General features: G+C 67.7%; 12 protein-coding genes. 5 read left to right on the top strand and 7 right to left on the bottom strand.

What is annotated here, in order from left to right; translation table 11 throughout:
- Positions 1–33 precede the first annotated feature (33 nt).
- Positions 34–1,416, top strand: coding sequence for a M1 family metallopeptidase (locus tag ACFWIX_RS15945; protein WP_377217110.1), 1,383 nt, complete (start codon positions 34–36; stop codon positions 1,414–1,416).
- Here ACFWIX_RS15945 and ACFWIX_RS15940 read toward each other — a convergent pair.
- From ACFWIX_RS15940 to pheS, 3 genes are read right to left on the bottom strand one after another with little or no spacing between them, the layout of a single operon-like run.
- Positions 1,413–2,045, bottom strand: a complete 633-nt coding sequence (locus ACFWIX_RS15940; RefSeq protein WP_377217109.1) for a 4'-phosphopantetheinyl transferase family protein — start codon at positions 2,043–2,045, stop codon at positions 1,413–1,415. The two genes, ACFWIX_RS15945 and ACFWIX_RS15940, sit on opposite strands and share 4 nt — an antisense overlap.
- Positions 2,046–2,092: 47 nt before the next feature.
- Positions 2,093–4,636 carry a phenylalanine--tRNA ligase subunit beta gene (gene pheT, locus ACFWIX_RS15935; RefSeq protein ID WP_377217108.1) on the bottom strand — a complete coding sequence of 848 codons (2,544 nt, stop codon included), beginning with the start codon at positions 4,634–4,636 and terminating at the stop codon, positions 2,093–2,095.
- 2 nt (positions 4,637–4,638) lie between these two features.
- Positions 4,639–5,697 carry a phenylalanine--tRNA ligase subunit alpha gene (gene pheS, locus ACFWIX_RS15930; RefSeq protein ID WP_377217107.1) on the bottom strand — a complete coding sequence of 353 codons (1,059 nt, stop codon included), beginning with the start codon at positions 5,695–5,697 and terminating at the stop codon, positions 4,639–4,641.
- 200 nt (positions 5,698–5,897) lie between these two features.
- On the opposite strand from pheS, the gene ACFWIX_RS15925 reads away from it, so the two are divergent.
- Genes ACFWIX_RS15925 through ACFWIX_RS15915 form a run of 3 tightly spaced genes read left to right on the top strand, consistent with a single transcriptional unit; the run spans position 5,898 to position 8,202 of the window.
- Complete coding sequence (locus tag ACFWIX_RS15925; protein WP_377217106.1) at positions 5,898–6,347, top strand: hypothetical protein; 450 nt, start codon at positions 5,898–5,900, stop codon at positions 6,345–6,347.
- On the top strand, positions 6,344–7,048 hold the full coding sequence (locus ACFWIX_RS15920; RefSeq protein ID WP_377217105.1) for an SIMPL domain-containing protein: 705 nt from the start codon (positions 6,344–6,346) through the stop codon (positions 7,046–7,048). Before ACFWIX_RS15925 ends, ACFWIX_RS15920 begins: the two co-directional genes overlap by 4 nt.
- A 32-nt stretch (positions 7,049–7,080) precedes the next feature.
- Positions 7,081–8,202 (top strand): Rv2578c family radical SAM protein, encoded by a 1,122-nt coding sequence (locus ACFWIX_RS15915; protein ID WP_377217104.1) that lies wholly within the window; start codon positions 7,081–7,083, stop codon positions 8,200–8,202.
- Here the strand turns inward: ACFWIX_RS15915 and ACFWIX_RS15910 are convergent.
- Complete coding sequence (locus tag ACFWIX_RS15910) at positions 8,199–8,717, bottom strand: (deoxy)nucleoside triphosphate pyrophosphohydrolase (protein ID WP_377217103.1); 519 nt, start codon at positions 8,715–8,717, stop codon at positions 8,199–8,201. The genes ACFWIX_RS15915 and ACFWIX_RS15910 overlap by 4 nt on opposite strands.
- A gap of 142 nt (positions 8,718–8,859) precedes the next feature.
- On the opposite strand from ACFWIX_RS15910, the gene ACFWIX_RS15905 reads away from it, so the two are divergent.
- Entirely contained in the window at positions 8,860–10,068 is a 1,209-nt protein-coding gene (locus ACFWIX_RS15905; protein ID WP_377217102.1) for an MFS transporter, read from the top strand.
- 29 nt (positions 10,069–10,097) lie between these two features.
- Here ACFWIX_RS15905 and ACFWIX_RS15900 read toward each other — a convergent pair whose 3' ends face one another.
- The 3 genes from ACFWIX_RS15900 to rpmI all read right to left on the bottom strand — a co-directional run bounded on the left by ACFWIX_RS15900 (position 10,098) and on the right by rpmI (position 11,760).
- Positions 10,098–10,991, bottom strand: coding sequence for a TrmH family RNA methyltransferase (locus tag ACFWIX_RS15900; protein ID WP_377217101.1), 894 nt, complete (start codon positions 10,989–10,991; stop codon positions 10,098–10,100).
- Between the two features lie 68 nt (positions 10,992–11,059).
- Positions 11,060–11,446: a 50S ribosomal protein L20 gene (gene rplT, locus ACFWIX_RS15895; RefSeq protein WP_066274920.1), complete on the bottom strand. Its 387-nt coding sequence runs from the start codon at positions 11,444–11,446 to the stop codon at positions 11,060–11,062.
- Positions 11,447–11,565: 119 nt separating this feature from the next.
- Positions 11,566–11,760, bottom strand: a complete 195-nt coding sequence (gene rpmI, locus ACFWIX_RS15890; RefSeq protein ID WP_009358635.1) for a 50S ribosomal protein L35 — start codon at positions 11,758–11,760, stop codon at positions 11,566–11,568.
- Positions 11,761–11,878 lie beyond the last annotated feature (118 nt).

Raw genomic sequence — 11,878 nt, 5'->3', positions numbered from 1 at the left:
TACCCGCCACGTTTGTGATTGAGGCCCGCGTCCATGAGTCTTCCTGAACCAGCAACCTCCGGACCTGCCGCCGGGACAGCCATCCCCGGAGTGCTGTCCGACCCCTACATGCCGGGCCACGGTACCGACTCGTACCGCGTGTCCCGCTACGAACTGGACCTCGACTACCGCATGGCGGCCAACCGGCTCAGCGGCCGCGCCGTCATTCACGCCACGGCGGCCCGGGAGGCGTCCGCCGTCGTCCTGGACCTGGCGGGACTTCGCGCCATCAAAGTGCAGCTGAACGGGCGGCGGGTGCGGAGGTTCGCGCAGCGCGCTGAACAACTGGTGGTCCATTTGGATGCGGACCTGGCCCCGGGCGAAACGTTCACCGTAGACGTCCGCTATGAGGGCAATCCTGCGCCGCGCCGCGGGCTGTGGGGCGAGGTGGGCTGGGAAGAACTGACCGACGGCGTGCTGGTGGCTGGCCAGCCCAACGGTGCACCGTCCTGGTTTCCGTGCAACGACCATCCGCGGAGCAAGGCAAGCTATCGGATCACGGTAACTACCGACGCCAATTACCGTGCCGTCTGCAACGGCCGGCTGGTAGGGCACAGCACCAGGGCCAGCCGGGAGACCTGGACCTACGAGCAGGAGGAGCCGATGGCCACCTACCTGGCCACGGTCCAGATCGGGCGGTATGAATCCCTGGTCCTTGACCCGGGTGGGGCCCCGGGAGGCGTGCTCCAGACCGCGGCCGTCCCGCCCGCACTGGCAGCGGCTGCGGGCCAGGGGCTGCGCCTCCAGCCTGACATGATGCGCACCTTCGTCAGGTGCTTTGGGCCTTACCCATTTTCCGAGTACACGGTTGTGGTGGCCGACGATGTCCTGGAAATTCCGCTGGAAGCCCAGACCATGGCCATCCTGGGCCGCAACCACCTCAGCCTGGACTGGGATGCCCAGCGCCTGATCGCCCATGAACTATCGCACCAGTGGTTCGGAAACTCCCTGACAGTCCGCGGGTGGCACGACATTTGGCTGCACGAGGGGTTTGCCTGCTACGCAGAATGGATCTGGTCGGAGGCGGCCGGAGTAATGACCGCCCAGGACAGGGCGGCCGCGGCCTGGCGCGGGCTTTCCGCCGCGGGGAAGGATCTGCTCATCGGCGACCCCGGACCGGCCCTGATGTTTGACGACCGTGTCTACAAGCGCGGGGCCCTGGCGCTGCATGCACTCCGGATGCATTGCGGGGACCTTGCGTTCTTCACCCTGTTGCAGGAATGGACCAGGACCCACCGCCATGGCTCCGTCTCAACAGCCGATTTCATCCTGATGGCCAGCGGTGTTGCGGGCATCGACGCCGAAGCAGTGCTCCACCCCTGGCTCTTTGAACTTGCGCTTCCGCCGTTGCCGGCGGCGCGGAGCCGGCAAGTCTAGCCCAAGGCCGCGGCGGCAACCAGCGACGCCGGCAGGCCCGTTGCTGTGGACGGCAGGTCCTGCACTCCGGGTTCCTCCAAGGCGGCTACCGTCCGGGGATCCACCCTGAGGCCCTCGCCGGTCATCTTGAGCAAGGCCTCCTTCCTGCTCCAGAGCCGGGCACGTTCCCGCAGGAGCGACTTTCCTTCCAGCCCCGCGAGGCTGAGCCCCTCCGAGCGGGACAACGCCACGGCGTCAAACCCCTCGAAGCCGAGCCGTTCCGGATTTTCGGCGTCCACCCCCAGCCGTTCTCCCCTGCCCGGCGACGTAACCGCCGCGAGCAGCACCCAGTTGCCGGTCCTGGCCATGCTCAGCAACAGGGGCAAGCGCCGGCCACGGTGCGTGAAGCCCGGCCGGCCGTGGGAGACCCCGGGTCCGGAGCCGCACTGGAGGCAGGCGTAGGAAGACTGCAGCTGCGCTTCCGGTACATCAAGGACCTCGGCGACAAAGCGCCGCAGCGCTGCCCTGCCGGCCAGGAAACGCTGCGCGGCAGCCGGCTCCATGGCGGCGGCCCGCAGACCTTCGGCCCGTCCAGGGGCGAAGCCGCCAGGATACCCCTGCGGGCAGGGGACATCAGCTGCGATATCCACTGCCCGCAGGGTCAGCCTTGCATCCATGGGATCCCGGTCCCGCGCGCTTAGCGCTGGACGGCACCGAACCGTTCGGCGGCCAATGCCACAGCGCCCTCGCGGGCAGCGGATGCCTCATCGGCGGTGAGCGTGCGGTCGTCGGCGCGGAAGCGCAGCCCGAAGGCGAGGGACTTCTTGCCCTCTTCAATGCCCTTGCCGGCGTAGACGTCAAACAACGCAACGTCTTCCAGGAGCTCTCCGGCGCCTTCACGCAGCGCGGCCAGGACCTCGTCCGCCGGCACCTCCGCGGGAACCACCAGGGCGACATCCTGGGTGGCGACCGGGAACGTGGAGAGGTGGCGGGCCACGATCACGTCCGGGGCTGCGTCGAACAGCGCGTCCGCGTTGAACTCAAGGGCCACGGAGCGGGCGGGCATGTCCGCGGCGGCCAGCAGCTTGGGGTGAAGTTCACCGGCATAGCCCACGGTTTCGCCGGTCCGGAGAGACAGCCGGGCGGCCCGGCCCGGGTGGAACGCCTGGTGGCTGCCCTGGCTGACAACGAGTTCCACGCCCAGGACATCACCGGCGAGCCGCGCAATATCCAGCGCGTCGGCCCAGTCCCACAGCCGTGGAGTGTGCGCCGCGGCAGCGGGCGAATCATGCCCCGTCAGTACGGCGGCGACGTGGAACGGCTGGTCCGGAACGCCGTCGTACAGTCCATCCAGCACCTCATCGGAGGGCTTGGCGCCCAGCGGCGGAATGGACGCCGTGCCCACAGTCCCGGACGGCAGGAACACCAGGCCGGATTCGAAGAGCGCCAGGTCCCGGAAGCCGCGCGAGTGGTTGCGCTTGGCCACCTCGATCAGCCCGGGCAGGATCGAGGTGCGCAGGAAGCCCTGCTCCTCGCTGATCGGATTGGCCAGCTTGACCGCAGTGCGTTTCGCGTCCGGCTCCGCCACACCGAAGGTGTCGTTGGCGGCCTTGGACACGAACGGGTAGGACAGCACCTCGGTGAGCCCGGCGTCGGCGAGCGCCTGGATCAACCTGCGGCGCTGCTGCTGGACGCGCGTCAGGCCCCGGCCCGGAGGCGCCACCGGCAGTGTGGCGGGAATCTGGTCATACCCCACCAGCCGCGCGATTTCCTCGGACAGGTCTTCCTTAGTCTCCAGGTCACTCCGCCAGCTGGGGGCAGTGACGCTCCAGCCGCCGTCGTGCTTCTCCACGGCGGCGCCCAGGTCCTCGAGCGAGGTGGTGATCTGATCTTCGGTGAAGTCGATGCCGATCCGCGCGGCTGCGAAGTCCGCGGGCAGGTCGATGGTGACGGTCGCCGGGGCGGTTCCGACGTCGGTGCCCGCGTCATCCGCGGCTCCTCCGGCAAGTTCGACCAGGAGGTCCACCACGCGCTGCGCGGCAATGCCGGCAACCTGCCAGTCCACCCCGCGCTCGAAGCGCTTCGAGGCTTCGGACGGCAGCTTGTGCCGGCGGCGGGACCGGGCGATGGACACCTCGTCGAAGTGCGCGGCCTCCACCAGGATGTTCGACGTCGAATCGCCCACCTCAGTGGCGGCGCCGCCCATGACGCCTGCGATGCCAATGGCGCCGGAGTCGTCGGTGATCAGGAGGTCCTCGGCGTCAAGGGTGCGCTCCTTGCCGTCCAGGGTGGTGATTTTCTCGCCGGCGGCGGCGCGGCGCACCACGATGCCGCCGGAGAGCGTGTCCAGGTCGTAGCAGTGCGTGGGCTGGCCAAGCTCGAGCATGACGTAGTTGGAGATGTCCACTGGAAGCGAGATGGACCGGATGCCGGCGAGCCGGAGCCGGGAGACCATCCACTGCGGGGTGGGCCGGTTGGCGTCCATGCCGCGGACGGTGCGCGCCACGAAGCGGTCGCAGCCGGGTTTGCCGTAGATGGGGGCGTCGTCGTTGAGCTTGACGCCGTATCCGCCGGACAGCGACTCCGGGGCCTGGACCTTCGACGCCGGATCGGTGAAGGACGTGCCCGTGGCATGCGCGTATTCACGGGCCACGCCGCGGATGGAGAACGCGTAGCCGCGGTCCGGGGTGACGTTGATTTCGGCGGCCTGGTCGTAGAGGCCCAGAAGCTCCATGGCGTCGGTGCCCACCTCGGGGTCCAGCCCGATGCGGGACAGCACCAGGATGCCGTCGTGGTCGTCCCCAATGCCGAGTTCACGGACGGAAGCGATCATGCCTGCCGACAGGTGCCCGTAGGTCTTCCGCGCCGAGATGTGGAAGTTGCCCGGCAGCACCGCTCCCGGAAGGGTGACCACCACCTTGTCGCCTTCAACGAAGTTGTGGGCGCCGCAGATGATGCCCTGCACGCCGGACGGGTCGATGCCGTCGCCGGTGAGCTTCTGCTCCTGCCCTTCAGGGACGACCCGCACCTGGCACCAGTTGATGGTTTTTCCGTTGGTCTGCGGTTCCTTGACCAGGCTCAGCACCTGGCCAACGACGATCGGGCCCTGCAGGGTGTCCGTGGGACGGTGGACGTCCTCTTCTTCGAAACCGACCTTGACCAGTTCGGCCATGACGTCTTCGGCCGTTGCTCCGGCCGGTACCTCTGCGAATTCACGCAGCCAGGAAATTGGGATACGCACTGTTATATCTCCATCCCGAAGTGCTCGCTGAAACGTACATCGCCTTCGATCATGTCGCGCATGTCCCCCACTTCGTTGCGGAACATGAGGGTGCGCTCGATGCCCATTCCGAAGGCAAAACCTGAATAGACGTCCGGGTCGATGCCCGCGGCGCGGAGCACGTTGGGGTTGACCATGCCGCAGCCGCCCCATTCGATCCAGCGCGGGCCGCCCTTCGCGCCGGGGTGGAAGATATCCAGTTCGGCGGACGGTTCGGTGAAGGGGAAGTAGTTGGGACGCAGCCGGATCTGGGCTTCATCGCCGAACATCTGCCGGGCGAAGTGCTCCAGGGTGCCGCGGAGGTCGGCCATGCTGAGGTTCCTGTCGATCGCCAGGCCCTCGAACTGGTGGAACACCGGCGTGTGCGTGGCATCCAGTTCGTCGGTACGGAACACCTTGCCCGGGCACAGGACGTAGATGGGCACTTCGCGCTCCAGCATGGAGCGAACCTGTACCGGCGAGGTGTGGGTGCGCATCAGCAGGTGGGCTTCGGGAGGCTCCACGAAGAAGGTGTCCTGCATTTCGCGGGCCGGGTGGTCCGGCTTGAAGTTCAGCGCATCGAAATTGAACCACTCGGATTCCACCTCGGGGCCTTCGGCGATTTCCCAGCCCATGCCGACGAAGATGTCGGCCACACGGTCCTGCAGCGTGGAGAGCGGGTGCCTTGCACCGGCACGGCGCCGCCGCGGGGCCGCAGTGACGTCTACGGTCTCCTCGAGCAGGATGCGGGCGTCGTTTTCCGCCTCGAGCTCAGCGGTGCGGTCCGCGAGCGCCTTGTTAACCCGGCCGCGCGAGGAGCCCATGAGCTTTCCGGCCACGGCCTTCTGGTCCTTGGGCAGCTTGCCGATCTCGCGGTTGGCCAGGCTCAGCGGGGACTTCTCCCCAGCGTGCGCGAGCCTCACCGCCTTGAGCTCGTCAAGGGTGGCCGCGCCGGCGATGGCGGCGACAGCCTGGTCTACAGCGGCGTTGATGGCGGCTTCATCCGTGGGATTCGGGGCGGCGCCGGGCAAAGTTTCAGTCATCTACTGTTCTTAGCTTCGAGTTTGTTGGCTGCCGGCGAACGGGTCGGCCTGCACGGTTTCCCGCCGGCGCGTCCGTCACTGGCAGGTCATGGATGAACGCGCCCAAGGTTCGGCGTATTCAATGACCAGGTCAGGGCCCACCGGAAATCCGGCAGCCACTGCCCTCCAGTCTAGTAGAACGCCCCGGCTACCATGGCCTCATGACAGCGCAGCAGTTCCAGGGGCCGGTGGCTCGTCCGACGGCGGCCCAGCGGCTGAGGCAGGCCGCGAACCTCCTGAACGGGAGCACCCTGGTGGGGGTCGCCGTCGCGCGCCTCTCCGGGGCGCGCCTGCGGCGCGGACCCCGGGGCCTCCTGCTCGCCTCCGGCTACCGGTGGCCGCTGCCGCTCGCGCGGGCCTTCGTGCTGGGGAACGTGGTGCTGTACCGCGGGCGAGCCTCGGACCTGCTGTCCATGCCGGCCCTGCTGGGGCATGAGGAGAAGCATTGCACGCAGTATGCGTGGTGCCTTGGCTTGCCGTTCCTGCCCCTTTACTCCGTGGCGGCAGGCTGGTCCGTCCTGCGGACGGGCAATCCGGGAACGGCGAACATCTTTGAGCGGCGGGCAGGGCTGGCCGCCGGCGGCTACCCCGCGCGGAAGGAACTTCCGTGAGCGGACCCCGGGCCATACAGCCCGGAACCATCACCGTCTCCGGGCACGGCGGGGCAGAGGCTCCGCCGGACCTGGCCGCCGTCGCCCTGGGCGTTGAGTGCCGCGGCGGCTCGGTGGACGCCGCTTTCACTGCGGCGGGCTCAGCGCTGGCAGCCGTTTCCGCCGCGTTGCGCAGTGCGGGCGTTGCGGACGCCGATCTGCAAAGCACCGGGCTCACAGTCCGCGCCGACCTCGTGTGGCGTGATGGCGAAGGCCAGCAGGTGGCCGGATATATCGCCGCAGGAACGCTTGCTGCACGGCTGCGTGATCTGGATTCAGTCCCGGCGGTCCTTGCGGCCGCGGTTGCTGCCGCCGGCGACGACGTCCGGCTGAACAACCTGCAGCTGGTCGTGGAGGACACTGCCGCGCTCCGGGAGCGGGCCCGGGCCGGTGCGTGGGAGGACGCAGCGCGCTCAGCAGGCCAGCTCGCCGCCCTGGCGGGCGCCACGTTGGGCCGGGTGGTCTCCCTGGCAGAACAGCCGACGGCGGGAGGCCCCGTTCCGCTTGCCGGCCTCCAGCGCATGTCCGCCGGCCAAGGCATTCCTCTGGAGCCGGGCCTCAACCGCGAAGAGGCCACGGTCACCGTCAGCTGGGAGCTGCTGCCGCGCCGGCAGGGCGCGGACGCTGAAGCGCCGGCACTCTTGCGGGCGCGGCGTCCTTGACATTGATTCGAACATGTTTTCGAATGGAGTTCATGAGATGGGACGCGCAGGCACTGCTGGAGACGCCCGGGAATGCTCCCGCTGCCTCACCCGCACTCCTTCCCCTGGCAGGACTGGTCCGGTCCGTGACCACACCCGAGTTCGCGGGGGTCACCTTCCACGAGGTCACCGCCAAATCGGTGCTCAACAGGGTGCCCGCCGGTTCCCGGATGCCGTTCGAGTGGACCATCAACCCCTACCGCGGCTGCAGCCACGCCTGTGTCTACTGCTTTGCCCGGAAGACCCACACCTACCTGGACTTCGATGCCGGCCTGGACTTCGACAGCCAGGTGGTGGTCAAGGTCAACGCGGCGGAAGTGCTCCGCAAGGAACTCGCCAAGCCGTCATGGGCACGCCGGCAGGTGGCCCTCGGAACCAACACGGACCCCTACCAGCGGGCTGAAGGCCGCTACCGGCTGATGCCCGGGATCATCTCTGCGCTGGCCGATTCCGGCACTCCCCTGTCCATCCTCACTAAGGGGACGCTCCTCGCCCGGGACATCCCGCTTCTGAAAAGCGCTGCCACTCAGGTTCCCGTGGGGATCGGCATCTCGCTGGCCATGACGGACGAGGCCCTGTCCGAGGCGATCGAGCCGGGAACCCCGGGGCCGCGGGCCCGCCTGAAGCTGATCTCGCGACTGCGCGAGGCGGGGCTGCCGTGCGGCGTCATGGCCATGCCCATCCTGCCCTGGCTCTCCGACAGCGATGAAGCTCTAGACTCCCTCTTTTCCTCCCTGGCCGCAGCGGGTGCCACCGGCGTCACTGCCGGAGCGCTGTACCTGAAACCCGGAACACGTGAATGGTTCATGGGCTGGCTTGCCGCCAACCATCCCCACCTGGCGGGCAAGTACCGGCGCCTCTACGGGCAGGGTTCGTACGCGTCCAAGGAGTACCGGATGTGGCTGGCCGGCAAGGTGCGCTATTTCAAGGCCCGGCACGGGTTCCGGTCGACCTCAGGATTCAGCCACCGCGATGTGGACGATCCGAGCAGCCCCGCGGACGATCCCCGCGGAGAGGAGGCCCAGTACCCGGCAGGCAGCATCCCGGCGCAGGCTGCCCAGCAGGCCACGCCACGGGAGGGACAGCAGGGCGGCGCACAGCCGGTGCTGTTCTAGCCGACCGAATCCAGCCCGGCCCGACGCTGCACAGCCTGGTCCTGATCAGCCCGATCCTGCACAGCCCGCCCCAAACCAGCCTGATCCAGGACAGCCTCGACAATCGGATAATCGGCCGGGATCCACGGCAGTGCCAGCACGGCTTCCGGATCAGCCAGGGACACCCAGCGCAGTTCGTCGTGGTCCTCCAGCGGTTGGGGCTTTCCGCTGCTCACCTGGGCAAACCACACCCGCATGCTGGCACGCCGGTTCAGCGGCCAGCCTTGCGGCTGCCCGGAGGAAAGCTCCTGGCCCAGCCGGACCTCCACGCCGAGCTCTTCGCGAAGTTCCCGGACCAGCGCGGCCGGAGCCGCCTCGCCCGGCTCGACTTTCCCGCCCGGAAATTCCCATAGTCCGGCCAGTGTTTCCGGCGCGCTGCGGCGGGCCGCCAGCAGCGCCGTCGGCCGTGCCAGGCTGTCCACCACGGCCCCGCCCACTACCTGAATCACTACGTCTTCCTGCGTCTGCCCGGTCATCGTTCCAGTGTATGGGGGACAATGGAAAAACCGACGCCCCTGCCCGCGGGAATACCGCCTGGCAGCGCAGGGTTATCCGGTTAGTCCCGACCTGCCCCGCTGCCGTGGCCCGGTCTGTCCGCCACCACCGAAAAGCAGGCTTATGAGCAGCGTCCTGGAAAAGTCCACGGCAGTTCCCGCCCGGTCCTTCAACCTCACCATGGCCATCATCGCCCTCGCCATGGGCGGGGCAGGCATCGGCGTTACCGAGTTCACCATGATGGGCCTGCTGAAAGAGGTGGAAGCAGGGCTGGGTATTTCAACCCCGGAGGCCGGCCACCTGATTTCCGCATACGCCCTGGGAGTGGTGGTGGGCGCTCCCCTGCTGGCCGCGGTGGGCGCCAAACTGCCCCGGAAATACCTGGCACTGGGGCTCATGCTCTTCTTCAGCCTGGCCAACCTCAGCTCGTATGTCGCACCGGATTACGGGACCATGCTCCTGTCCAGGTTCGCCGCCGGCCTGCCGCACGGCGCGTTCTTCGGCGTGGCCGCCGTGATCGCTGCATCGCTGGTCCCGCCCACGCGGCGGGGCTGGGCCATTTCCATGGTGATGGCGGGACTCAGTATCTCAAACGTGGTCGGCGTCCCCTTCGCCACGTGGCTCGGCCAGACCTACGGGTGGCGGCTGCTCTTCATCCTGGTGGGCTTCATCGGGCTCCTGACCATGGCACTCATTGCCCGGTTCGTGCCGTTCGAAGCCGCGCACCCGGAAGCGAGCATCCGGCGCGAACTCGGCGCCCTCAAGCGGCTCCAGGTGTGGCTGGCCATCCTGATCGGCATCGTGGGCTTCGGCGGGTTCTTCGCCACGTACACCTACATTGCGCACACCATGACTGCCGTCGCCGGGATGCCACAAACCATGATTCCTGTCGTGGTTGCCCTCTACGGGGTGGGCATGGTGGCTGGTACCCTGCTCGGCGGCCGCTTCGCCGACAGGTCCGTCATGGGCACCCTGTACCGGGTACTGCCGGGCATCGCGGTGGCGCTGGTGGTCTACGCCGTTGCCGTTCACTGGCAGTGGTCGGCGCTGGTGATGGTGTTCGTCGTGGGCGCCGCCGGCTCCATGCTGGTCCCGGCGCTCCAGACCCGGCTCCTGGATGCTTCCCCGGACGCCCCATCGCTGGCGTCCTCACTCAACCATGCGGCACTGAACGTGGCCAACGCCCTGGGCGCCTTCCTTGGCGGTGTGGTCATCGCGCTGGGATGGGGCTACGTTGCCCCGGCACTCGTGGGGGCCGTCCTCGCCGTCCTGGGCTTCGGCGTCGCACTCCTCAGCGGGCTGTTGGAGCGCAAAAAGCCGCTGGCCGCTTAGGCATCTGACTGCCGGCCCGTTACCTGTCGTCAGCCCTGCTGGGAGCGGGCGCTGGCATAAAGGCACACCGTGGCCGCGGTGCCGAGGTTCAGGCTCTCCGCCGCGCCGTACACGGGTACGGCCACGCGGTGGTCGGCCAGCGCGAGCTCCTCTTCGGACAGCCCCTGGGCCTCGTTCCCGAACAGCCACGCCGTGGGCGCCGCAAGGTCAACGGCAGATTCCGGCCCGTCCCCGGTCAACCGGCGGCGGGCACTCTCATCCTGGAGCGCATCAAGGTTGAGCTGCCCATAACCGTCCGCAGCGAGGATACCAATACCCCGCGCCCGGCAGGCAGCCGCGAGTTCGGCGGCCTCCACACCGAGGACCACCGGCAGGTGGAACAGCGATCCTGCAGTGGAGCGGACCGCTTTCGGGTTGTAGATGTCCACGCTGGATCCTGTGAGCACCACGGCGTCGGCACCGGCGGAGTCGGCAGCCCGGAGGACGGTGCCGGCGTTCCCGGGGTCGCGCACCTGGCAAAGGACGGCAATCAGGCGTGGACCGCCGTCGAGCACGTCCTGAAGCGGCACGTCCACGAAGCGGCAAACAGCGATGATCCCCTGCGGGTTGACGGTGTCCGCCATGGCTGCCAGGACCTCATCCGTGGCCAGGCGCGCGTTGGTCCCCTCTGCAAGTTCCTCGAACTCCGGAAACCGGTCCAGGCAGGCCTCGCTGGCGAACACCTCGGTGACAATGCCGGGCGCACCCGACGCCAGCCGTTCCTGGTGCAGCTTCAGAGCCTCTCGTACCGCCTGCGGACCTTCCGCCAGGAACTGCCCGCGCTTTAAACGCGCCGGGCGCCCGGCAAGTTTTGCCACATCCCGGACCCGATCAGCTCGGGGGTTGGAGAGTGGAAAATCTTGCGGGCGCCCGGTGTCGTTCATACAGGAAACTCTAGTGGCTGGCACCAGTGGTTCCTGAACGTCCCCGTCGATGGGGGAAGAGCCTGTTGCTAGGCAACAACCTTCTTGGCGGAGGTGTCAGCCGGAAGGGAGTCCTTGGCGACCTTGACCAATGCAGCGAAAGCGTTAGCGTCGGAGACGGCCAGCTCTGCCAGCATGCGGCGGTCAACCTCGACCTCAGCGGCCTTCAGGCCCTGAATCAGGCGGTTGTAGGTCAGGCCGTTGGCGCGGGAAGCCGCGTTGATGCGCTGGATCCAAAGGCGGCGGAAGTCGCCCTTCTTCTTTTTGCGGTCGCCGTAGCTGTACACAAACGAGTGCAGCAGCTGCTCTTTGGCCTTGCGGTACAGGCGTGAACGCTGTCCACGGTAGCCCTTTGCGCGTTCAAGGATAACCCGGCGCTTCTTGTGGGCGTTGACCGCCCTCTTCACACGTGCCACGTGCGTACTCCTTCGAAAATTCTGATCCCAAGCATCTACTGCCGGAGGTCCGGCGGCCTGAGAAGGCTGTTTGGCAGGTGACCGACCACCAGGTGGTGTTCAGTCAAAGAACTTGGAAATTAGATGCCGAGCATCTTCCGGATGACCTTGGCATCGCCCTTGAAGACGATCTTGTCGCCGGCGAGGCGGCGGGTCAGGCGGCTGGACTTGTGCTCCAGGTAGTGGCGGCGGTTGGCCTGCTGGCGGCGCAGCTTGCCGCTGCCGGTCAGCTTGAAGCGCTTCTTAGCACCACTGTGGGTCTTCATCTTCGGCATGGGAACCGATCTCCTTACGTGTCCGCAGGCATTGCCTGCAGTTCTATCGCGCAGCCTCCCCTGAGGGCGGCATGCTGGTTGCTGACTGCCGGAAGCCGGAACTTCCCGCAGTTGTGAA

The sequence above is a fragment of the Pseudarthrobacter sp. NPDC058362 genome, assembly GCF_042723515.1.
Lineage (GTDB): Bacteria > Actinomycetota > Actinomycetes > Actinomycetales > Micrococcaceae > Arthrobacter.
Note: the sequence above shows the minus strand (reverse complement) of the source record. Positions and strands in the feature narration are given on the sequence as shown.

Excerpts from the sequence above, each read along its gene's own strand:
- ACFWIX_RS15945 (WP_377217110.1), top strand. The coding sequence starts at position 34 with ATGAGTCTTCCTGAACCAGCAACCTCCGGACCTGCCGCCGGGACAGCC.
- pheS (WP_377217107.1), bottom strand. The coding sequence starts at position 5,697 with ATGACTGAAACTTTGCCCGGCGCCGCCCCGAATCCCACGGATGAAGCC.
- ACFWIX_RS15925 (WP_377217106.1), top strand. The coding sequence starts at position 5,898 with ATGACAGCGCAGCAGTTCCAGGGGCCGGTGGCTCGTCCGACGGCGGCC.
- ACFWIX_RS15915 (WP_377217104.1), top strand. The coding sequence starts at position 7,081 with ATGAGATGGGACGCGCAGGCACTGCTGGAGACGCCCGGGAATGCTCCC.
- ACFWIX_RS15910 (WP_377217103.1), bottom strand. The coding sequence starts at position 8,717 with ATGACCGGGCAGACGCAGGAAGACGTAGTGATTCAGGTAGTGGGCGGG.
- ACFWIX_RS15905 (WP_377217102.1), top strand. The coding sequence starts at position 8,860 with ATGAGCAGCGTCCTGGAAAAGTCCACGGCAGTTCCCGCCCGGTCCTTC.
- ACFWIX_RS15900 (WP_377217101.1), bottom strand. The coding sequence starts at position 10,991 with ATGAACGACACCGGGCGCCCGCAAGATTTTCCACTCTCCAACCCCCGA.
- rpmI (WP_009358635.1), bottom strand. The coding sequence starts at position 11,760 with ATGCCGAAGATGAAGACCCACAGTGGTGCTAAGAAGCGCTTCAAGCTG.